The organism is Streptomyces sp. NPDC102451 (assembly GCF_044765485.1).
Classification (GTDB): domain Bacteria; phylum Actinomycetota; class Actinomycetes; order Streptomycetales; family Streptomycetaceae; genus Streptomyces.
In genome coordinates this window covers 213,286-233,729 of the sequence record NZ_JBIWKD010000006.1, presented here as the reverse complement: position 1 = coordinate 233,729, position 20,444 = coordinate 213,286, and the positions used below count along the sequence as shown (strand labels likewise).

The 20,444-nt window shown below is 71.4% G+C and carries 23 protein-coding genes; 11 read left to right on the top strand and 12 right to left on the bottom strand.

Annotated features, from left to right (window positions below; translation table 11 throughout):
* The first annotated feature begins 134 nt into the window (after positions 1–134).
* The 3 genes from ACIRD8_RS16625 to ACIRD8_RS16615 are packed head-to-tail and all read left to right on the top strand — an operon-like array spanning position 135 to position 2,848.
* Positions 135–1,094, top strand: a complete 960-nt coding sequence (locus ACIRD8_RS16625; RefSeq protein WP_403991271.1) for an ABC transporter substrate-binding protein — start codon at positions 135–137, stop codon at positions 1,092–1,094.
* A 27-nt stretch (positions 1,095–1,121) separates the two neighbouring features.
* Positions 1,122–2,090, top strand: coding sequence for an amino acid ABC transporter permease (locus ACIRD8_RS16620; protein WP_403991268.1), 969 nt, complete (start codon positions 1,122–1,124; stop codon positions 2,088–2,090).
* Positions 2,091–2,095: 5 nt separating this feature from the next.
* Positions 2,096–2,848, top strand: a complete 753-nt coding sequence (locus ACIRD8_RS16615; protein WP_403991840.1) for an amino acid ABC transporter ATP-binding protein — start codon at positions 2,096–2,098, stop codon at positions 2,846–2,848.
* A gap of 67 nt (positions 2,849–2,915) precedes the next feature.
* Here ACIRD8_RS16615 and ACIRD8_RS16610 read toward each other — a convergent pair whose 3' ends face one another.
* The 3 genes from ACIRD8_RS16610 to ACIRD8_RS16600 all read right to left on the bottom strand — a co-directional run bounded on the left by ACIRD8_RS16610 (position 2,916) and on the right by ACIRD8_RS16600 (position 5,092).
* Positions 2,916–3,692, bottom strand: a complete 777-nt coding sequence (locus ACIRD8_RS16610) for a hypothetical protein (RefSeq protein WP_403991265.1) — start codon at positions 3,690–3,692, stop codon at positions 2,916–2,918.
* Positions 3,689–4,192: a SigE family RNA polymerase sigma factor gene (locus tag ACIRD8_RS16605; RefSeq protein WP_403991262.1), complete on the bottom strand. Its 504-nt coding sequence runs from the start codon at positions 4,190–4,192 to the stop codon at positions 3,689–3,691. Before ACIRD8_RS16605 ends, ACIRD8_RS16610 begins: the two co-directional genes overlap by 4 nt.
* A 138-nt stretch (positions 4,193–4,330) precedes the next feature.
* The gene (locus ACIRD8_RS16600) at positions 4,331–5,092 is read right to left on the bottom strand and encodes a class I SAM-dependent methyltransferase (RefSeq protein WP_403991259.1); all 762 of its coding nucleotides are present in this window, start codon (positions 5,090–5,092) and stop codon (positions 4,331–4,333) included.
* A gap of 95 nt (positions 5,093–5,187) precedes the next feature.
* Here ACIRD8_RS16600 and ACIRD8_RS16595 point away from each other — a divergent pair, with 95 nt between their 5' ends.
* Complete coding sequence (locus ACIRD8_RS16595; RefSeq protein WP_403991256.1) at positions 5,188–5,817, top strand: CGNR zinc finger domain-containing protein; 630 nt, start codon at positions 5,188–5,190, stop codon at positions 5,815–5,817.
* On the opposite strand, the gene sodX is transcribed toward ACIRD8_RS16595, so the two are convergent.
* The gene (sodX, locus tag ACIRD8_RS16590; RefSeq protein WP_403991253.1) at positions 5,721–6,158 is read right to left on the bottom strand and encodes a nickel-type superoxide dismutase maturation protease; all 438 of its coding nucleotides are present in this window, start codon (positions 6,156–6,158) and stop codon (positions 5,721–5,723) included. The two genes, ACIRD8_RS16595 and sodX, sit on opposite strands and share 97 nt — an antisense overlap.
* Positions 6,159–6,339: 181 nt before the next feature.
* Between sodX and sodN the strand changes: the two genes are divergently transcribed.
* Positions 6,340–6,735, top strand: coding sequence for a superoxide dismutase, Ni (gene sodN / locus ACIRD8_RS16585; protein WP_014154121.1), 396 nt, complete (start codon positions 6,340–6,342; stop codon positions 6,733–6,735).
* 121 nt (positions 6,736–6,856) lie between these two features.
* Here the strand turns inward: sodN and ACIRD8_RS16580 are convergent, their stop codons facing one another.
* The 3 genes from ACIRD8_RS16580 to ACIRD8_RS16570 all read right to left on the bottom strand — a co-directional run bounded on the left by ACIRD8_RS16580 (position 6,857) and on the right by ACIRD8_RS16570 (position 9,149).
* Positions 6,857–7,741, bottom strand: coding sequence for an SDR family oxidoreductase (locus ACIRD8_RS16580; protein WP_403991250.1), 885 nt, complete (start codon positions 7,739–7,741; stop codon positions 6,857–6,859).
* The gene (locus ACIRD8_RS16575) at positions 7,738–8,100 is read right to left on the bottom strand and encodes a DUF952 domain-containing protein (protein WP_403991247.1); all 363 of its coding nucleotides are present in this window, start codon (positions 8,098–8,100) and stop codon (positions 7,738–7,740) included. Before ACIRD8_RS16575 ends, ACIRD8_RS16580 begins: the two co-directional genes overlap by 4 nt.
* 95 nt (positions 8,101–8,195) lie before the next feature.
* Positions 8,196–9,149 (bottom strand): LysR substrate-binding domain-containing protein, encoded by a 954-nt coding sequence (locus ACIRD8_RS16570; protein WP_403991244.1) that lies wholly within the window; start codon positions 9,147–9,149, stop codon positions 8,196–8,198.
* 256 nt (positions 9,150–9,405) lie between these two features.
* Between ACIRD8_RS16570 and snpA the strand changes: the two genes are divergently transcribed.
* Complete coding sequence (gene snpA / locus ACIRD8_RS16565; protein WP_403991241.1) at positions 9,406–10,083, top strand: snapalysin; 678 nt, start codon at positions 9,406–9,408, stop codon at positions 10,081–10,083.
* Positions 10,084–10,168: 85 nt separating this feature from the next.
* On the opposite strand, the gene ACIRD8_RS16560 is transcribed toward snpA, so the two are convergent.
* The 4 genes from ACIRD8_RS16560 to ACIRD8_RS16545 all read right to left on the bottom strand — a co-directional run bounded on the left by ACIRD8_RS16560 (position 10,169) and on the right by ACIRD8_RS16545 (position 14,142).
* A complete protein-coding gene (locus ACIRD8_RS16560) occupies positions 10,169–10,837 on the bottom strand; it encodes a DUF6304 family protein (protein WP_403991238.1) in 669 nt (222 codons plus the stop codon).
* An 82-nt stretch (positions 10,838–10,919) separates the two neighbouring features.
* Positions 10,920–11,510: a GNAT family N-acetyltransferase gene (locus tag ACIRD8_RS16555; RefSeq protein WP_403991235.1), complete on the bottom strand. Its 591-nt coding sequence runs from the start codon at positions 11,508–11,510 to the stop codon at positions 10,920–10,922.
* A gap of 93 nt (positions 11,511–11,603) precedes the next feature.
* A complete protein-coding gene (locus tag ACIRD8_RS16550) occupies positions 11,604–12,647 on the bottom strand; it encodes a family 2 encapsulin nanocompartment cargo protein polyprenyl transferase (protein ID WP_403991233.1) in 1,044 nt (347 codons plus the stop codon).
* A gap of 91 nt (positions 12,648–12,738) precedes the next feature.
* Positions 12,739–14,142, bottom strand: a complete 1,404-nt coding sequence (locus ACIRD8_RS16545) for a family 2B encapsulin nanocompartment shell protein (RefSeq protein ID WP_403991230.1) — start codon at positions 14,140–14,142, stop codon at positions 12,739–12,741.
* 302 nt (positions 14,143–14,444) lie between these two features.
* Here ACIRD8_RS16545 and ACIRD8_RS16540 point away from each other — a divergent pair, with 302 nt between their 5' ends.
* Positions 14,445–15,455 carry a questin oxidase family protein gene (locus ACIRD8_RS16540; RefSeq protein ID WP_403991227.1) on the top strand — a complete coding sequence of 337 codons (1,011 nt, stop codon included), beginning with the start codon at positions 14,445–14,447 and terminating at the stop codon, positions 15,453–15,455.
* Positions 15,456–15,469: 14 nt separating this feature from the next.
* Here ACIRD8_RS16540 and ACIRD8_RS16535 read toward each other — a convergent pair whose 3' ends face one another.
* Complete coding sequence (locus tag ACIRD8_RS16535) at positions 15,470–16,897, bottom strand: FAD-binding oxidoreductase (protein ID WP_403991224.1); 1,428 nt, start codon at positions 16,895–16,897, stop codon at positions 15,470–15,472.
* Between the two features lie 98 nt (positions 16,898–16,995).
* On the opposite strand from ACIRD8_RS16535, the gene ACIRD8_RS16530 reads away from it, so the two are divergent.
* The 4 genes from ACIRD8_RS16530 to ACIRD8_RS16515 all read left to right on the top strand — a co-directional run bounded on the left by ACIRD8_RS16530 (position 16,996) and on the right by ACIRD8_RS16515 (position 20,444).
* A complete protein-coding gene (locus tag ACIRD8_RS16530) occupies positions 16,996–17,448 on the top strand; it encodes an RrF2 family transcriptional regulator (protein WP_403991222.1) in 453 nt (150 codons plus the stop codon).
* A 132-nt stretch (positions 17,449–17,580) separates the two neighbouring features.
* Positions 17,581–18,786, top strand: coding sequence for a globin domain-containing protein (locus ACIRD8_RS16525; protein ID WP_403991219.1), 1,206 nt, complete (start codon positions 17,581–17,583; stop codon positions 18,784–18,786).
* A gap of 144 nt (positions 18,787–18,930) precedes the next feature.
* Entirely contained in the window at positions 18,931–19,521 is a 591-nt protein-coding gene (locus ACIRD8_RS16520) for an N-acetylmuramoyl-L-alanine amidase (RefSeq protein ID WP_403991216.1), read from the top strand.
* A gap of 29 nt (positions 19,522–19,550) precedes the next feature.
* On the top strand, positions 19,551–20,444 hold the full coding sequence (locus ACIRD8_RS16515) for a 1-aminocyclopropane-1-carboxylate deaminase/D-cysteine desulfhydrase (protein WP_403991213.1): 894 nt from the start codon (positions 19,551–19,553) through the stop codon (positions 20,442–20,444).

The window sequence follows — 20,444 nt, the reverse complement described above, 5'->3', positions numbered from 1 at the left end:
GATTTTGACATGACCGGCCCCCTGAATGGGCGAGTCCGAATGGCAAGATGCCCTAATCACACAAGGTGGCGACACTCGAAGGTGCGTGCGTGCCCACCTGACCAGCATTCCCTCACCGCCGGAGGATTCCGATCATGACCGCAAGCACCCTCTGTCGTACGACCGCGAAGTCCCGGATTGCCGCGGTCTGCGCAGTCGCGGTCGCCGGCACCCTGCTGCTGACCGCCTGTGGCGACCAGACCGACAGCGGTTCGACGAAGGCCGGTGGCGACACCTCCGGGAACACCGCCCCGCTCTTCGACAAGCTTCCGGAGAAGTACCAGAAGTCCGGTGTCATCAAGGTCGGCACCAATGCCGAGTACGCCCCGATGGAGTCCGTCGAGAACGGCAAGATCGTCGGTGTCGACCCCGACCTCGCGGACGCGCTCGGCAAGCAGCTGGGTGTGAAGTTCGAGTTCACCTCCGGTTCCTTCGACGGCCTGATCACCGCGCTCAACACCGGCCGCCACGACGTCGCCATGTCGTCCATCACGGACAACAAGCAGCGCCAGGAGGGTCTGGACGACAAGGGCAAGAAGCTCGGCAAGGGCGTCGACTTCGTCGACTACTTCCTGGCCGGCACCGCCGTCTACACCAAGAAGGGCAACCCCGAGGGCATCAAGTCCATCGAGGACCTGTGCGGCAAGGTGGCGGCGGTCCAGCGCGGCACCACGTACGAAGAGGCTCTGAAGAAGCAGTCCGCGGCCTGCACGGACGGCGGCGAGAAGGCCGTCAAGATCGAGTCCTTCGAGAACGACACCGAGGCCCAGACCCGTGTGAAGTCGGGCGGCGCCGTCGCCGGCGTCAACGACTACCCGGTCGCGGTCGACCTGGCCCGCAAGGCCGGTGGCGGCAACGACTTCGAGGTCGTCGGCGAGCAGGTCGACGCCGGCCCGTTCGGCATCGCCGTGAACAAGGACAACACCGAGCTGCGTGACGCGCTCAAGGAGGCCGTGGACGCGATCATCGCCGACGGCTCGTACAAGAAGGTGCTCGACAAGTGGGGTGCCGGGACCGGCGCGATCGACAAGGCCGCCGTCAACGGCGGCAAGTGACCGGCGCACCACCGAAGGGCAGTCACCATGACTGACAAGCTCGACAAGGTGCCCGGCGGCCCATCGGCCGCCGCCGCACCCGTCTCCAAGGCAACCACCGTCGCACCGGAGACCATCAAGGCCATCCCCGTACGGCACTACGGCCGCTGGATCAGCGGCGTGGTCGTCATCGCCCTGCTCGCCGCCCTGGCCTACGCCTTCTCGCAGGGCGACATCCAGTGGCAGGCGGTCCGGGACAAGCTGTTCGACGACACCGTTCTGGCGGGGGCGGGCCGCACGCTGATGATCAGTGTGCTCGCCATGGTCCTCGGCGTGGTCCTGGGTGTGGTGCTCGCCGTCATGCGGCTCTCCAGGAACCCGGTGACCAGCTGGGTCGCCTGGCTGTACATCTGGTTCTTCCGCGGCACCCCGGTCTACGTGCAGCTGCTGCTCTGGTTCAACCTGGCGCTGATCTTCCCGGTCCTCAACATCCCGTTCATCTACAAGGACGAGATGACCGATGTGATGACCCCGTTCATGTGCGCCCTGCTGGGGCTGGCCCTCAACGAGGCCGCGTACATGGCGGAGATCGTCCGGGCGGGCATCCAGTCGGTGGACGAGGGCCAGACCGAGGCCTCGCACGCGCTCGGCATGACCCAGGCGAAGACCATGCGCCGCGTGGTGCTCCCGCAGGCCCTGCGGGTGATCATCCCGCCGACCGGCAACGAGTTCATCAACATGCTGAAGACCTCGTCCCTTGTCTATGCCGTCACCTACAACGAGCTGCTGCGCTCCACCTCGCAGATCGGCTCGACCAGTTACGCGGTGATGGAGATGCTCTTCGTCGCCTCGATCTGGTACATCGTGATGACCAGCGTGTTCAGCGTCGGCCAGTACTACCTGGAGCGCCGTTACGCCCGGGGCAGCCTGCGGAGCCTGCCGCTCACACCGTTCCAGCGGATCAAGGTCAACCTCGCCTCCTTCAGCAACCGCCCCTCGGGAGGTGTCTCCGCATGACCGCCATGGTGAAGGCCGAGGGCGTCCACAAGTCCTTCGGCGCCGCGCACATCCTCAAGGGCATCGACCTGGAGGTCGCCCCGCGGGAGGTCTTCTGCCTGATCGGCCCGTCGGGCTCCGGCAAGTCGACGTTCCTGCGGTGCATCAACCACCTGGAACAGATCAACGCCGGGCGGCTGTACGTCGACGGGGACCTGGTCGGCTACCGGCAGAAGGGCGACAAGCTCTACGAGCTCAAGGACAGCGAAGTCGCCCTGCAGCGCCGTGACATCGGCATGGTGTTCCAGCGCTTCAACCTGTTCCCGCACATGACGGCCCTGGAGAACGTCATGGAGGCGCCGATCCAGGTCAAGGGCGAGGCCAAGGCCGTCGCCCGGGCCCGCGCGGAACGGCTCCTGGACCGGGTGGGCCTGTCCGACAAGGCGAAGAACTACCCGACCCAGCTCTCCGGCGGACAGCAGCAGCGCGTGGCGATCGCCCGCGCCCTGGCCATGGAGCCGAAGCTGATGCTCTTCGACGAGCCGACGTCGGCCCTCGACCCCGAGCTGGTCGGCGACGTCCTGGACGTCATGCGCGGCCTCGCGGAGGACGGCATGACGATGATCGTCGTCACCCACGAGATGGGCTTCGCCCGCGAGGTGGGCGACGCGCTGGTCTTCATGGACGACGGCGTCGTGGTCGAGTCCGGCCACCCGCGCGACGTCCTGTCGAACCCGCAGCAGGACCGGACGAAGTCCTTCCTGTCGAAGGTGCTGTAGGGCCGGAGCGACACGACGGAGGGCGGTACGGGGCCGGATCCCGTACCGCCCTCCCGTGCTTTCCCCGCTACCTCGCGGGCAGCAGCTCCGGGCGCTGCATCAGCGCGCGCAGCTGTTCCTGGTCGAGGGGAGGGCTCGTGAGCAGCGGGCCCTGGGACCGGTCGCCGAGGTATCCGCTGCTGGCCCGCATGCCCAGCAGCGAACCGTCCTTCAGCTGCAGCCGCCCGACGCGTTCGGGGCCCCACTCCGGCGTGCTGTCCCGCCCCGCGTACTCCATGGAGTCGCTCCAGGTCGTCAGGGTGCTGCCGTCCGGGAGCTTCTCCCGTACACAGTCCGCGCGGCTCGGTTCATCGCCCCGGGTCTCGCAGAGGTCGGGCTGCTTCGTGCCACCGAACTTCTTGGCCACCTCTCCGCGTCCCATGTACCTCAGGACGAGGTAACCGGTGCCGCCGTCCTTGCGGATCATGTATTCGCCGTCCAACGGGCCCGTGTACGTCGTCTTCGCCTCCCCGGGACTCGCGTCCTTGATCAGGACCGCGAGCGAGACCTGCTCGACGCTTCCCACACCCTTCGGCAGCAGTGCGGTCAACCGGTCGGCCTTGCCCGCTGCGCCGGTTTCCCCCACCGGGGCGGCCGCCACGGAGGACCGATCCGTCGCCGCCGGGCCGGTGGCTCCCGGCAGCACGGCGCCTCCGGCCGCGACGACGGCGAGCGCCGCCACCGATACGGCGGCCCTGCGCCGGAACCGGATGCGCGAGGCCCGGGCGTACACCCCCTCCGTGGAGACGGCGGGCCGGCCGGCGTCCTCGGCTGCCCGCTCCAACAGTGCGCGTACCTCGTTCATACAAGTTCCTCCGTCAGGTCCGCGGCGATGTCGGCGCGCAGCGCCGCCAGCCCCCGTGCCGTATGACTCTTGACCGTGTTCTCCCGCATCCCGAGCAGGTCGGCGGTCGCCTCGACGCTCAGGTCCTCCCAGTAGCGCAGCACCAGCACGGCCCGCTGCTTGACCGTGAGCCGGGCGAGCGCCGCCCGCACCATCAGGCCGGTGTCCGTGTCGGCCGGCTCCCCCGCCCGGTCGGGCAGCTCCCCGTAAGCCTGTTCGCGCCTCCAGAACCGGCGGCGGCCGGCGATGAAGGTGTTGACCAGGGTCCTGCGGGCGTACGCCTCGATGTTGTCGAGCCGCCCGTGCCGCTTACCGCCGAGCACGACCTTCACCAGCGTCGTCTGGACCAGGTCATCGGCCTCGTGCCGGTCTCCGCACAGCAGATAGGCGCTGCGGAACAGTGCCGTGCGTCTGCCCTCCACGAACGCGTGCAGTGCGGCGTCATCGTCGATCCGCGTCATCGGCGCCCCTCTCCGGGTCCGCGGATGCGGACCGTCTCACCCTTCCAGTGCGCCGGGGCGGGCAGGAGGTTGCGGTGCGGGACGAACTGAAGGAGGGGCGGCCTTCCGGCCGCCCCTCCTCCCGCACTCCCCCGTGGCCTACTTCAGGGCGAGGAGCAATGTGTCCGACGGCGAGGCCCAGACCGCGCGGGCCTCACCGAAGCCGGCCTCGCGGAGGGTGCGGGCATGCCACTGCGGGGAGGGCATGTCGCCGTCCGCGTGCTCGCCGTAGATGACGAACCGTTCGGCGGTGGGCTCCGCGAGCACCGGGTCCTTCGCCATCAGGTCCCACCACTCGCGCCAGTCCACGGCCCCCGCGGCCTTGGCCCGGTCCATGGCCGCGTGCCGGTGGGCGCGTTCGGCGGCGTTGATGCGCGGGGTGCCGGTGTCGATCATGTGGTCCGCGTTCATGAAGACCCCGCCGTCCCTGACCACCCCGGCGACCTGGCCGTACAGGGCGGCGAGCGGCTCGCTGTGCAGCCAGTGCAGGGCGGTGGCGGTGAGCACGGCGTCGTACGACGTGTGCGGGAGCCGCTCGGTCCAGGCCGGGTCCTTCAGGTCGGCGGTCACGAAGGTGACCCGGTCGTCCCTCTCGAAGGTGCCGCGCGCGATGGCGAGCAGCGCGGGGTCGAGGTCGACGCCCGTACTGGTGGCGCCGGGGAACCGCTTGAGGAGCCGGTCCGTGATACTGCCCGTACCGCATGCCAGGTCCAGGACCCTCGGCTCGGGCCCCACGACGGCCTCGACCATGTCCAGCATCACCCGGAACCGCTCCTCGCGGTCCGGCATGTACCACTCCTGCTGCCGGTCCCAGCTCTTCTGCCAGGACTGCCAGTCGGTGCCCGTAACCGCCTCCGCCATCTCACCCTCCACGTGGTACGTAATACTCAATGTTCGTCACCGACCATTACACTGGTCGACACAGCGACCATAGACCGACGCCGTAAGGACTACAAGTGGAACTGGCCTATTACTCGGATTACGCCGTGCGTCTGGTCAACACCGAGGAGCCGGCCCGCAACAAGGACTCCCTCACGACCGTCGAGTGCGTCCGTGAACTGTTCGGCGCCAACGCCCAGGCGGCCCGGCGTGCCACGGACGCCGACGTGACGCGCTTCCGCTCCGTACGGGCCCGGCTGCGCGCGGTCTTCGAGGCGGCCGACGGCGGCGACGAGACGCTCGCGGTCGACCTGCTCAACTCGCTGCTGCTGGAGTTCCCGGTCAGCCCGCAGATCTCCGGCCACGACACCCGTGACGAGGACGGCAAGCCGGACTGGCACATGCATCTGGCCGACCACCCGTCGAACGCGACGGCCGGTTTCGCCGCCATCGCGGCGATGGGCCTCGCCTTCCACCTCACCACGCACGGGGTGGACCGGCTCGGCCTGTGCGAGGCGGCTCCGTGCCGCAACGCCTACCTCGACACCTCGACCAACCGCTCGCGGCGCTACTGCTCGGACCGCTGCGCGACCCGGGCCAACGTGGCGGCCTACCGGGCCCGCAAGCGCCTGGAGGCCGACCGCTCCGGCGAGACGCGGCGCACCGCGGACACCGCCCAGCCCAGCAGCCCGAACACCGACCGCTGATCCTTCCTCAGCGGCCGGTAGCGGGCCCGCACGCGGGCCAGCACGAGCTCCTCGGGCACCGTCCCGTAGTCCGTGCTGTCCCCGCCCGCGTACGAGTTGTCGCCCAGCACCCACCAGCCGCCGCCGCGTCGCTCGGCGGCCCGCTTCACCACCAGCAGGTCCTGCTGGAAGGGGTGACGCAGGATCACCACGTCCCCCGGGCGCACGGGCGCCCCGCGCTGCACGAGCAGCAGGTCCCCGTGGTAGAGGGTGGGCACCATCGACGGCCCGGTCACCTCCACCACCTGGAACGGCTTACGGCCCGTCCGCCCGCTCCACGGCTCCTGCGCCGGTTCCGGCATCTGTGGCACCTCCCGGTCCGTCCTCCGGCACACGGCTGCGCGCACCGCTCCGTATTTTCCGCCCACCGGTCTCATCCTCACCCCGGACTTTTGGCCTAAGCCCTAGGGGGCAGCAGCAAAAAGCGGCTCCCTACGGAGTAATGTCCCACCTGAGAAGACGATCACGAGGAAGGACAGCTCCATGCTTTCCCGCCTGTTTGCCCCCAAGGTGAAGGTCAGCGCCCACTGCGACCTGCCCTGCGGTGTGTACGACCCGGCCCAGGCCCGCATCGAGGCGGAGTCCGTCAAGGCCGTCCAGGAGAAGTACCAGGCCAATGAGGACGCGGACTTCCGCACCCGCGCCGTTCTGATCAAGGAACAGCGCGCCGAGCTCGCGAAGCACCACGTCTCGGTGCTCTGGAGCGACTACTTCAAGCCCCCGCACTTCGAGAAGTACCCGGAGCTGCACCAGCTGGTCAACGACACCCTGAAGGCGCTCTCCGCGGCCAAGGGTTCGAACGACCCGGCCACGGGCCAGAAGGCTCTGGACCTGATCGCCCAGATCGACACGATCTTCTGGGAGACCAAGAAGGCCTGAGTTGCGGTCCTCCGCACGGCTGTCGAACGACCGCACCCGGTCCGCCGCTTCCTCCCTCCGGGGAGGGGTCCGGCAGGCCGGGTGCGGTCGTTGACCGTGCCCCAGGTGCCAGGGGTGGTCTTCAGGCGGAGCCCGGCAGGAGGTGGGCGTAGCTGTCCGGGTTCTGCTGGAGGTAGGCCGCCAGGTCCTGGGCCGGGTGGCCCGTGAGGGTGGGGACGGCGTCCGAGACGGTGGACAGTTCGCCGGATGCGATCGCCTCGTACGACGTGACCCAGCCGGCCACTTCCCACTCCGGGGCCCCGTAGTGGGCGCGGGAGGCGTAGGCTTCCTCCCTGGTCTCGGGCACGTAGCGGATCGTCCGCCCGGTGCGCCGGCTCAGCTCGCCGGCCGCCTCCGCCAGCGTGAACGCCACGGGCCCCGTGAGGTCGTACGTCGCGCCGTCGTGGGCGGTTCCCTCGTCCAGCAGCACGGCTGACGCCGAGTCCGCGATGTCGTCGTGCGAGACGGCCGACACTCGTCCCTCGCCGCCCGGACCGCGCAGGACGCCGTCGGCTCCCGTCATCGCGGGGATCCCCGCGAGGTACCAGCTGTCCCGCAGGAAGGTGTGGCGTACGCCGGTCATCCGGATGTGCGCCTCGGTGTACCAGTGGTCGCGCGCGAACGTGAACGTCGCGTCCGGTGCCGCGCCGAGGAACGACACGTACACGATGCGCTCGACGCCCGCCGCCAGGGCGGCGTCCACCGCGGTGGTGTGCTCGGACACACGGTCCGGGCTCTCGTGCGCCGAGACGAGGAACAGGGTGTGCGCCCCGTCGAGCGCGCGGCGCATGGCCTCGCCGTCGCCGTACGTGGCAGGGGGTGCGGCGACCGTGCCGGGGAGCCCGGGCAGCCTGGACGGGTCACGGCCGAGGAGGCGTACGGGGACCCCGGTGCGGGCCAGCCGGGCGGCGACCCTGCCGCCGACCGCGCCGCTCGCACCGGTCACCGCGACGAGTGGGCTGATCACCTGGCCTCGCCCCCCTCGCCCGCGGAGCGTGCGGCGTGTTCGGCCCAGGGGCGGACCTCCACCACGGCGCTCGCCGGCAGCGGTCCGTAGATGTGGGGGAACTCCTCGCCGCCGGGCTCCAGTGCCTCATAGCGGACGGGCGCCGGGAGCCGGCCTGTGTCGATGACCAGGACCACCAGACCCTCGCCCCCGGACCCGTACAACGCCCGGGCCACAGCGGGGAGCTGATGGGGCAGGGAGCAGTGGATGAACCCCTCCTCCCGCAGAGTGCGGCCCCGGGTGGACATCTCGTACGACCCCGCTCGGCGGGCGGCCTCCCACAGAGGCTCTTCGGTGAGGTGCAGCAGCTGTTCGGTCACCGGGCCACGCTAAGGGCTGCCGGGCTCCGCGAGGAGCTGGCCGGGCCCGCGCGTCGGAACCGGGCCCGCGCGCCACGGCCCCGCCTCCCCTCCGTTCAGGACGTGAGCGCCAGGGGACTGCGGTGGCGCAGCAGCCACCGGTGGTACTCCTCGGCCCTCCTCGCCGCGTCGCGGTAGGCCCTCTCCAGCTCCTCGTACACGGCGTCCATGTCCGCGCCCGGCCGTGAGACCAGCAGCAGCCGCACCGCCAGCGGGTCGCCGCGCAGGGGGCGGATCGCCATGTCGTCGCGCGGGCCCGAGGTCGGCTGGCAGGGGGCGACCGCCTCGCCGAGGACGACGAGGGAGGCCGCCGTGAGGTAATCGCCGTGCAGGACGGGCGGGTCGAGTCCGGCGGCGCCGAGGACCCGGCGTACGCCGTCCCACTCGCCGTCCACCGAGGGGTCGACCATCCACCGGTCGCCCGCCAGGTCGTCGAGGTCCACCACCGGCAGTCCGGCCGCCGGATGGTCCCGGGCAAGGGAGATGAACTGCGGTTCGCGGTCCAGGAGTACGCGCTGCTCCAGCCCGTCCGGGATCGTGAGCGGGAAGCCCTCCACCTCGTGCACGAAGGCCACGTCGAGCCGGCCCGCCGCCACCGCCGACAGCAGCGACCGCGCCGATACGTCGACCCGGAGCGAGATGTCCGTACCGGGCAGCCGCACCCGCAGTCCCCGTAGCCAGCCGCCTATGACCCGGCTGGCGGTGGACCCGATCCGCAGCCCGGGGCCACCGGCCCGGGAGGCCGCGGCCTCCGCCGTCGCGGCGCCGACCAGGGCGGACATGCCGTCGACCAGAGGCCGGGCGCGGCTGAGGACGGAACGTCCGAGAAGGGTCGGCCGGCAGCCCGTCCTCTCGCGGCGGAACAGCTCCGCGCCCAAGGTCCTCTCGATCCGCTGGAGCTGGGTGGTCAAGGAGGGCTGGCTGACGCCCAGCCGTCGTGCGGCCTGGTGCAGGCTGCCCGTGTCGGCGATGGCGCAGAGCGCCCTGAGGTGCCTCACCTCGAGCTCCATGACGGCGAGCGTATGGCTGTTCGTGCGCCGAGCACCAGATGCCCCAACCCCCACCAACCGGGCTGATTCAGGGGGTGTCGGGGCGACCGGCCCGTGCTGATTCTGTGTGCTCCCCGTGCAGGCGATAGGGGCGCGCTATCGCCGGTTGACATCATCCGCTGCGGGCCCGGCTGCCCCGACACTCTCTCCGTACCCCCCACCCGTTCCCCGTTCGGCTCCCGGACGGGGTTCTTCGGACAGGCAGGAGACACCCCCCATGCGTCACCCCAGGACAGCCGTCATGTCAGCCGTGGCCGGTCTCGGGCTCGGCCTCGCCGCCGCGCTCGGCACCACCCCCGCGGTCGCCGCCGCTCCGGCCCCCGCGTCCACGGCCACCGTGGCCACCGCGCAGTCCGGCTACGCCGCGTACGCCGGTTCGAACGAGAACGCTGCAGCGAACCAGGCCTTCTTCGACGCCGTCATGAAGTCGGTCGCCGAGAAGCGGGCCGCGAACCCGGGCGCCCAGGCCGTCACCGTGGTCTACAGCACCGCCAACGCCCCCAGCTTCCGCAGTCAGATAGCGAGCAGCACCAGCATCTGGAACAGCTCGGTCAGCAACGTCAAGCTGCAGGAGGGTTCGAACGCCGACTTCGACTACCGCGAGGGCAACGACTCCCGCGGATCGTACGCGAGCACCGACGGGCACGGCAGCGGCTACATCTTCCTCGACTACGCCCAGAACCAGCAGTACGACTCGACCCGGGTCACCGCTCATGAGACCGGACACGTGCTGGGGCTTCCGGACCATTACACCGGGCCGTGCAGCGAGCTCATGTCGGGCGGCGGTCCCGGCACGTCCTGCACGAACGCCTACCCGGACGCCACGGAGCGCTCGAAGGTGAACTCCCTCTGGCAGAACGGGCTCGCGGCGGCTCTCGCCCGCGCCGTCTCCTGACACCAGGGCCGGGCCATCGGCCCGGCACGCAGCACTGGGGCCGTTCCGCGGAAGCGGGGCGGCCCCACGCGAATGTCCTGGCCGGTCAGGCGAGTTCGAGCGGGAAGGCACCCCGGTGGCCGGTGCCGGCGCCGTGCGCCGGGCGCGGTTCGAACTCCCGGCAGCTCCATATCTCCTGGACGAATCCGGTGCGTCGGTCCCAGAGTCCGGCGACGTCGTCCCCGCCCGCCACGTCGCGGTAGGCGTCCTTCGCACCGCGGAAGCACGCGAGACCGCCGGACAGACCGCGGACCGGAGCCGGGAAGTAGTCGGAGAACGCGCAGGCTATGCACGTCTGCAGATGGATGCCCGGCGGCAGGATCCGCTGGACCGTGGCCAGTGCCGCGGCGAAGTCGCTCGCGGCGCGGTTCGACTCGTACACCGCCCCGTCCAGATGGAGGGCGAGATACAGATCCGGGTCCGCCCTGCGCAGGGACAGCAGGCAGCTGAGCGTGGCCTGACGGACCGTGCCGGACACGAGGACCGGGAGCGGGAGGTCCCACTCCAGGACGCAGTCGTCGAGCACACCGTCCACCAGAGCGAACAGTCCCTCCGGGACCGGCACGCCCGCCACGGGGGCCAGACCGTCGAAGCTCTCGCCCTCGAAGTCCGTGCCCCGGACGCGGATACGGAGCTGCTGTCCGTCCGTGGTGAGAATGACCGCCTCGGAACCATGGCGGTCCCGGTACCAGCCTGCCCACGACTCATCTGTCATGAGCAGGGACTGTAGCCCGTGCCCCGGTGCCCTCCCCGTGGCACCCTCCCCTTCCGTACCTCCGGTGGCCGGTCCTGGCCCATCAGGCCTGGGGCTCACGCCACATGGGCCACATCGGCGGCCCCTGGGGAAGGTCGACGGTCCGTCCCATGAAGGTGAATCCGAGCCTTTCGTAGAGACCGCGGCTACGCTCGCTGCTCGCCTCCAGATAGGCGGGGGTCCCCTCACGGTCGCACCGCTCCAGGACCCCCCTCATCAGCGCCTCACCGATCCCCTCCCCCTGGCGCTCCGGGGAGACACCGATCATCAGCAGGTACTCGTGCGCTCGGTCGTGGGGGTGGACGGCACCGGTCAGCCGCCCCACCAGCTCGGCCCGTTCGTTCTCCGGGTCCGCGGTCTCCCGCATGAGCGCCGGGGTGTCGTCCTCCTCGGGCACACCCGCCGGCACGGAGAGCCAGAGGGCCGCCGCCGTACCGTCCTCCAGCAGATCGATACGGCCTCCTTCCAGCGTGACGTCGGCGAAGACGCCGAGGAACTTCCCGTGCACCGCGCGCCGGTGGTCCTCGTCGGGGAAGACCCAGCTGCTCACCGGATCGTCGTGGAACGCCTCCTCCAGGATCCGTACGACCTGATCCCTGTCCCGCGCTTCCGCCCGCCGTATCCGTACGCCCATGACCGGCCCCGCCCTCTTCGTCCCGTGGTGTTGATCCAACCGACGCACGGAATCCTAGAGTTGGGCGTCCGAACCGGTCACGGGCGGCCCGGCTCAGTGGGTTCTTCTGGTGACGAATTCGGCCAGGGCGAGCAGGTCCCCGGCACCGTCCGGCGCGGGCACCGCACGGGAAAGGTGGTGGACGGCCCTGGCCATCCGGTCCGCCGCGGCGGCCTGCGCCCAGTCGCGCCCGCCGGCCCGGTCGACCGCGTCGGCTGCGCTTCTCACCTCCCCCGGTGTGTCCATGGCGCCCCGGTAGAGCGCGGCGAGCTCGGCGGCGGCCGGGGTGTCCGAGGTGAGCGCCGCGACCACCGGCAGGGACTTCTTGTGGGCGGTCAGGTCCGCCCCGACCGGTTTGCCCGTGCGTGCCGTGTCCCCCCAGATGCCGATCAGGTCGTCGATGAGCTGGAAGGCGAGGCCCGCTTCCCGGCCGAAGCCGTCCATGGCGCGGACCGCCCGCTCCCCCGCCCCGGCGTAGAGCGCTCCGAGGGCGCAGGCGCAGCCGAGCAGCGCGCCCGTCTTGGCCATGGCCATGGCCAGGCACTCGTCCAGGGTGACGTCGTCCGGGCCACGGTCCTCGAGGGCGCAGTCCGCCTGCTGTCCCGCGCAGAGCTCGATGACGCAGGTGGAGAGCCGCACCGCGGCGTGCGCGGACGCCGGGTGCGGGTCGTCCGCCAGCAGCCGCAGGGCGAGGGAGAGCATGGCGTCACCCGCGATGACGGCGTCCGGCACACCGAACACCGCCCAGGCCGTGGGCCGGTGCCGGCGGGTGGTGTCCTCGTCGATGACGTCGTCGTGGAGCAGGGTGAAGTTGTGCGCGAGCTCGACGGCCACGGCCGCCCGCATCGCCACGTCCGGATCCCCTCCCAGCGCACGGGCGGCGGCCAGGACGAGCGCCGGTCTGATGGCCTTGCCGGCCTGCCCGGAGGCGGGTGTGCCGTCGGCGTCCTCCCAGCCGAAGTGGTACATGGCGACCCGGCGGATCGCCCCGGGCAGCGTTTCGACGGCCGCCCGGAGGTGCGGGTCGACGGTGTCACGGGTGTGCTCCAGGAGCGCGGCGGCCTTGTGCCCCTCCATCGCGGCATCCGTACTGGTCATGGTCACGGTCACTCCTTCCGGGCGCCACGGGGCGCCTTGGTCGCGGCCTGCCGGGGCCCGGGCGGTCCCGCCGCCCGGGCCCCGGGGAGCGTCACCGCCAGCGGCTGACCTCCACGTTCTCCAGGACGCCGAGGGCGTCCGGCACCAGGACCGCGGCGGAGTAGTAGGCCGTCACGAGGTACGAGATGATCGCCTGCTCGTCGATCCCCATGAAGCGGACCGAGAGGCTCGGCTCGATCTCGTCGGGGATACCGCTCTGCTGCAGCCCGACGACGCCCTGGTCCGCCTCGCCGGTCCTCATGCAGATGATCGATGTGGTGCGCGCGTCGGAGACCGGGATCTTGTTGCACGGGAAGATCGGCACCCCGCGCCACGCGGGCACATGGTGTCCGCCGACCTCGACGCTCTCCGGCACCAGGCCGCGCTTGTTGCACTCCCGGCCGAACGCGGCGATGGCACGCGGGTGGGCGAGGAACAGCTTCGATCCGCGCCGCCGCGACAGGAGCTCGTCCATGTCGTCGGGACCGGGTGCCCCGTCGTGCGGCTGGAGCCGCTGGCCGTAGTCGCAGTTGTTGAGCAGGCCGAACTCCCGGTTGTTGATGAGCTCGTGCTCCTGACGCTCGCGCAGCGCCTCGACCGTGAGCCGCAACTGCTGCTCGGTCTGGTTCATCGGCTGGTTGTAGAGGTCGGCCACCCTGCTGTGGACCTTCAGCACGGTCTGGGCGACGCTCAGTTCGTATTCACGGGGCGCCGACTCGTAGTCGACGAAGGTGTGCGGGACGACGCTCTCCCCCACATGTCCCGCGGACAGGTCGATCTCCGCCTCGCCGTAGCGGTTGGTCCGCTGGTGCGGGATGGCGAGCAGTCCGGCGAGGTGGTCACGGAGCGAGTCCGCGCGTGCCGCCAGGTTGAGCACGTCCGACCGGCGCAGGGTGAGCAGCGTGCAGGCGGTCACCGCACGGGCCGTGTACTCCCAGGTCGCGTCGCCGTCGAGCAGGACGTGGTCCCCGAAATAGGCGCCGTCGGCGAGGACTCCGAGCACCGTCTCGTCGCCGTAGGGCCCGGCCCCGATCTTCTCGACCTTGCCATGCGCCAGCAGATGCACACGGTCCGCCGCTTCGCCCGATGCGGCGAGCACCTCCCCGGCCGCGACGTCGCGCTGCTCGCACCGGCGCGCCAGCTCGGCCAGCACCTCCTCGTCGCCGAAATCGCGCAGGGCGGGAAGTTCGCCGAGCTCGGCGGGGATGACCGTGACCCGGTCGCCCGTCTGGACGAAGGTCACCCTGCCGTCCCCGACCGAGTAGCTCAGCCGCCGGTTCACCCGGTATGTGCCGCCCTGCACCTGCACCCACGGCAGCATGCGCAGCAGCCACCGCGAGGTGATCTCCTGCATCTGCGGGGCGGACTTGGTCGTCGTCGCGAGGTTCCGCGCAGCCGCTGTGCCGAGACTCTGCTGCGGCGGCTGCGTGTCGCGAACCTCTTCACCAACGGACATCCGACATCCTCTCGATCATGGGCTGACCTGCGAGAAGAAGACTTGCAGCCGGAGGACACGGCGCGCTATTACACAAAAGAGTGTGACTATTCGGGCTTGGGGCGGGAACGCTGCCCGCACCCCGGCGCCCGCATACCGCCCGCGCCGGGCCGGGCCGGACGTCGCGGATGCAGGGCGACCCGGCCGGGCCGGACTTCGCGGATGTAGGGCAACCAGGGCCCCGGACCTAGGACTTCAGCCCGCTCCGCGTCCAGGACTTCCGCCCGTTACGGCGCCGCGCACGGGCGCCTAGCGTTCTCGCCATGGATACGACAGGCACTCTCGACGAGGCTCTCCAGCGGCTGCACATCTCGGGTCCCGAGCGGCTCGGGCGGCTCACCAACCACGCGCCGATGGCCGTCGAGGCCCTCGCCGCCAACGGTCAGTCGGCGGCCGTGCACCGCTGGCTCGACGTGTACGCCTCCAAGCTGGAGGAGTTCCCGGCCGGCGTCGAGCCGGTCACGGAGACCAACTGGCGCTCCGCGCTGGGCGATCCGCGCCGCGCCGCCGACTGGATCGGCTACTTCGGCCGGGAGCTCGCCGAGCATCCGTGGCGCGAGGTGCTCACCCTGTGGTGGCCCCGTCTCCTGCCCGGCATGTACGGCGGGTCGACGCACCCGGTCATCCGCGTGGGCCACGCCGTGCGCACGCTGCTGGCGGGCGAGGAGACCGGGCCGCGTCTGACCGAGCTCGCCCACGGCCTCGGGTACTGGGCGGCCCGCCACCACCCGATGACGGAGCTCGTGCCGGTACCCGGTGCCGACAGCGCCGCGGCGGCCCTCGACGCGGTGGCGCCCGTCGACGAACGGGAGGGCGGCTTCCCCGCCCGGCTCGGGCGGGTCAGGACCCTGCCGGTGTGGGCCGCCACGGTCACGGACCCGGCGGAGGCGCACCGTCGCCTCACCGAACTGGTCCGGGCGGCCACCCACCGGTACGCCACCCACGGCCACGGCGAGGAGACGATGCTGGTCCACGCGGCCACGGCTCCCAACGCCGTCCTGCGCACCCTCCCCGCGCTCCCGACGGCCCTGTGGGTGCCGAGCCTCCAGGCCGCCTGGACGGCCTCCGCGGCGGTGACCGCCATGTACGCGCCGGACGCACCGGTCGCCTACGTACCGCCGGGCCGGATCACGCCCGAGGAGGTCATGGCACGGGCCCTGACGCACGGCGACGAGCATGTCATCAAGCTGACCGACACGGCTCTGGACTTCGGCGACGAGCGGGCGCTCGCAGCGGCCCTGCGGGCCATCGAGCTCAGCGAGCCGCTGCGGTAGAACCCGACGGGCGGTCAGTACGCCAGCGGTGCCCCCGACGCGACGACCTTGCCCGGGTTGAGGATGCCGTGGGGGTCCAGAGCCGCCTTGACCGCGCGCTGCATGGCGAGGTTGACCGGCCCCACCTCACGGTCCATGCCGCCCATCTTCAGCAGCCCCACGCCGTGTTCACCCGTGACGGTGCCGCCGAAGGAGATCGCCGCGTCGAGGATGTCCTCGAAGGCGAGCTGGGCGCGGGCCCTGGCCGCCTCGTCGCCGGGCTCGGTGATGATCAGGGGGTGGAGGTTCCCGTCGCCCGCGTGGGCGATGTTGGCGATGAGGACGTCGTGCGCTCCGGCGATCTCCTCGACGCGCGCGAGCATCTGGGGCACCCGGGACCGCGGCACGACCACGTCCTCGGTGAGCACCGGCCCCAGCCGCTCCAGCGCCGGGTAGGCGAGCCGGCGGGCCTGGAACAGCGCGTCCGCCTCGGCCTGATCGGTGGAGACCTCCGCCCAGGCGGCGCCGGCCTCCGCGAAGCACGCCCGTATCGCCTCGGCCTCGGCGTCGCCCGCCGCTCCCGGGGTGTCCACACGGCCGAGCAGGATGGCGTCCGCGTCCGACGACAGCCCCATGTTCTTCCACTCGTCGACGGCCTTCAGGCAGTGCCGGTCGAGGAGTTCGAGTGCCGAGGGCACGATGCCCGCCGCCGTCACCCGGCTCACCGCGTCGCCGGCCGCGACGACCGAGTCGAAGAAGCCCGCCACCGTACGCTCGGCGGGCCGGGCGCCACGCAGCTTCACGGTGATCTCGGTGATCACTCCGAGGGTGCCCTCCGAGCCGACGAACAGGCCGCACAGGTCGTACCCGGCGACCCCCTTCGCGGTCTGCCGGCCCACCCGCACGGTCTCGCCGAGGCCGTTGACGACCTCAAGACCGAGTACGTAGTCGCGGGTCACGCCGTACTTGACGCAGCACATGCCTCCCGCGTTCGTGGCCGTGTTCCCGCCGATGGTGGACCAGGGCGAGCTCGCCGGGTCCGGCGGGTACCAGAGGCCCTGTTCGGCGCACGCGGCGCGCAGATCGTCGTTGACGACGCCCGGCTGGACGACCGCCAGGCGCTCCACCGGGTCGATGCGCAGGATCCGGTTCATGTCCTCGAAGGAGAGGACGACGGCTCCGTCCACCGCATTGGCCCCGCCCGACAGCCCCGTACCGGCGCCGCGGGGGATCACCGGGATCCGGTGTTCGACGCAGTACGCGACGACGGCCCGCACCTCATCGGTGTCCTGGGGCCGCACGACGGCCAGGGGCACCCCCGCGGGGGCCCACTCCGCCTCGTCGTGCGCGTAACGGCCCAGACTGTCCGGGTCGGTGATGACCTTGACCGCCGGTATCCCGTCGGCTGCGTTCGGCTTCGGCACGGCCGCTGACCACCTCTCTCGCCCACGCGCACCCCGCATCCGTCACGGGGCCGCACCTCCCATCATGACGCGGCGCCGAACGCGCGAAACGGCGGCCCTAAGTTGCATCGCGGATGCAACTTATCTACGCTGCCGCCATGCGGCTGACGCGATTCACCGATGTGGCGCTCCGGGTGCTCATGCGCCTGACCGTCACGGCGGACGACGAGGACCCGCCGACCACCCGCGAGGTGGCGGCCACCATGCAGGTGCCGTACACGCACGCCGCGAAGGTCGTCGCCCGCCTCCAGCACCTCGGCCTGGTCGACGCACGGCGCGGCCGGGGCGGGGGCCTGTCCCTCACCACCGCCGGACGGGCAGCCTCGATCGGCACCCTGGTCAGACAGCTGGAAGGGCCGGGCGAGGTCGTCGAGTGCGAGGGCGCCACCCCGTGCCCCCTGCGCTCCGCCTGCCTGCTCCGCTCCGCGCTGCGACGGGCCGAGGAGGCTTTCTACGCCTCGCTCGACCCGCTCACGGTCGGCGATCTCGTCTCCTCCCCCACCGGCCCGCTGCTGCTCGGCATCAGCAGCGGCCGCCCCGCACCCGGCTGATTCCCCACGCCCGCCCGGTGCGCTCCCACGGTGCGCACCGGGCGGGTCACGTCGGCCAAAAATACGCATCCTGGATGCTAATTAACCGGTGGCCCGACCCGCGTGCCACCATCACACCCGAGGAGTCACCCGATGCTCTCCGAGACGTCGACCGCCACCGTCCGCGCCACGCTCCCCGCCGTGGGGGCGGCCATCGGGGACATCGCGGACCTCTTCTACCGGAAGCTGTTCGACGCCCACCCGGAGCTCCTCCGTGACCTGTTCAACCGGGGCAACCAGGCTTCGGGCACACAGCGTCAGGCGCTCGCCGGTTCGATCGCCGCCTTCGCCACCCAGCTCGTCGAACACCCGGACACCCGGCCCGACGTGATGCTGGGCCGCATCGCCAACAAACACGCCTCCCTGGGCATCACCGCCCCGCAGTACGAGATCGTGCACACCCACCTCTTCGCCGCGATCGCCGAGGTGCTCGGCGACGCCGTCACCCCCGAGGTGGCCGCGGCCTGGGACGAGGTCTACTGGCTGATGGCCAACGCCCTGATCGCGATCGAGGAACGGCTCTACGCGCAGCAGGGTGTGGCGGCGGGCGACGTGTGGCGCGAGTGGACCGTGGCCTCCCGCGCCGAGGACACCTCCGACGTGGCCACCTTCCGCATCACCCCGTCCGACGGCGCACCGGCCCCCGCCTTCCGGCCGGGCCAGTACGTCTCCGTCCAGGTGGAGCTCCCCGACGGCGCCCGCCAGATACGCCAGTACAGCCTCACCGGGGCGCCCGGGTCCGCCGTGCGCTCCTTCTCGGTCAAGCGGGTACGGGGCGGGGCCGGCCCGGAGGGCGAGGTCTCCGCGCACCTGCACGCGCGACTGCGCACGGGCGACCGGCTGCGCGTCTCGGCACCGTACGGCGACCTGGTGCTCGACGGCTCCGACGCCCCGCTGCTCCTCGCCTCGGCCGGCATCGGCTGCACCCCGATCCTGTCGATGCTGGAGCACCTGGCGGAGGAGGGGCACCGTTCACCCGTCACCGTGGTGCACGGCGACCGGTCACCGGCCGACCACGCGCTGCGCACGGACCACGCGGCGCTCGCCGGGAAGCTCCCCGACGCCTCCGCGCACTTCTGGTACGAGACCCCGGAGCCCGGCCGGGCCGGTACGGACACGGAGCGCACCGGCACGGTCGACCTGAGCGACGTCCCGGTCACCCCCGGCACCCGCGCCTACCTCTGCGGCCCGCTCCCCTTCATGCGCGCCGTCCGCTCGCAGCTCCTGGCGAAGGGGGTGCCGTCCGCCGACATCCATTACGAGGTGTTCGGCCCCGATCTGTGGCTCGCCCAGGACTGAGCACGTCCCGCCCGGGGCACTCGCGGACTGTCCGGATCGAATCGCACACGACGCGAACAGCACCCGAACAGGTTTGCCGGAGCCCTGTGTTCCGGTACAAGCGCTGTACGGACACGCTCCCCCGCCAACGAAGGAGAGTCGGCCATGTCCTCACCCATGTCCGCCAGCAACTTCCTCAAAGCCCTGAAGAACGAAGGGCTGACCGTCGTCCAGGTGGGCGACTGGCGTACGCACAACCGCAACCACAAGGGCCCCTGGGGGCCGGTGCACGGAGTGATGCTCCACCACACCGTCACGAAGGGCACCGCCCGCACCGTCGAGATCTGCCGTGACGGCTACGCGGGACTGCCGGGCCCGCTCTGCCACGGTGTGATCGCCAAGGACGGCCGGGTCCATCTGGTCGGCTACGGCCGCGCCAACCACGCCGGCCTCGGCGACGACGACGTCCTGCGCGCCGTCATCGCCGAGAAGCGCCTGCCGGCGGACAACGAGTCCAACACCGACGGGAACCGGCACTTCTACGGCTTCGAGTGCGAGAACCTCGGGGACGGGAAGGACCCCTGGCCCGCGGTCCAGCTGGAGGCCATCGAGAAGGCCGCGGCGGCCGTCTGCCGCTTCCACGGCTGGAACGCCCCCTCGGTCATCGGGCACCTGGAGTGGCAGCCCGGCAAGGTCGACCCGCGCGGCTTCTCGATGAACGGCATGCGCAACCGCATCCATGACCGGCTGAAGTAGGGCGGCACCCGGCGGCACACAATGAGGGCATGACCGACGAAACGTTCGACCTCTCCCGGCTGCAGCCGGTGCTTCCCTCGCCCCTGCAGCCGGCGGAGGACGAGCGCTTCGCGCGGCACGGTGTGACGCTGCTGCTCAAGCGCGACGACCTGATCCACCCGGACCTGCCGGGCAACAAGTGGCGCAAGCTCGCCCCGAACCTCCGGGCCGCCGCCGGCCGCACCGTGCTGACCTTCGGCGGCGCCTACTCGAACCACCTCCGGGCCACCGCCGCCGCGGGACGTCTGCTGGGCTTCCGCACCGTGGGCGTCGTACGGGGCGACGAGCTGGACGGCCGCCCGCTCAACCCCTCCCTCGCACGATGCGCGGCCGACGGGATGCGTCTGCACTTCGTGGACCGGTCGACCTACCGTGCGAAGGCCTCTCCCGACGTCCTGGACGGCCTGCTGAGCCTCTTCGGGGAGTGTGTGGTCGTCCCGGAGGGCGGCAGCAACGCGCTCGCCGCACAGGGCTGCACAGAGCTCGGCCGTGAGCTGCGCGGCCGGCCCGGCACGGTGGCGGTCGCCTGCGGCACCGGCGGCACCCTCGCGGGGCTGGCCGCCGGGCTCGGCGACGGTCAGCGCGCCCTCGGCATCCCCGTCCTGCGCGGCGGCTTCCTGGGAGCCGCGGTGGAGGACCTGCAGCGGGAGGCCTTCGGCGCACGCGCCGGGCGGTGGTCCCTGGACGAGCGCTTCCACTTCGGCGGGTACGCCCGTACGACACCGGAGCTGCACGCCTTCGCCGACGACTTCGAGGACCGTCACGGCCTGCCCGTCGAGCGGCTCTACGTGGCCAAACTCCTGTACGGGCTGACCGTGCTGGCCGGGGAGGGCGCCTTCGCCCCGGGGTCCACGGTCACCGCGGTCGTCACGGGCCGGCCCTGA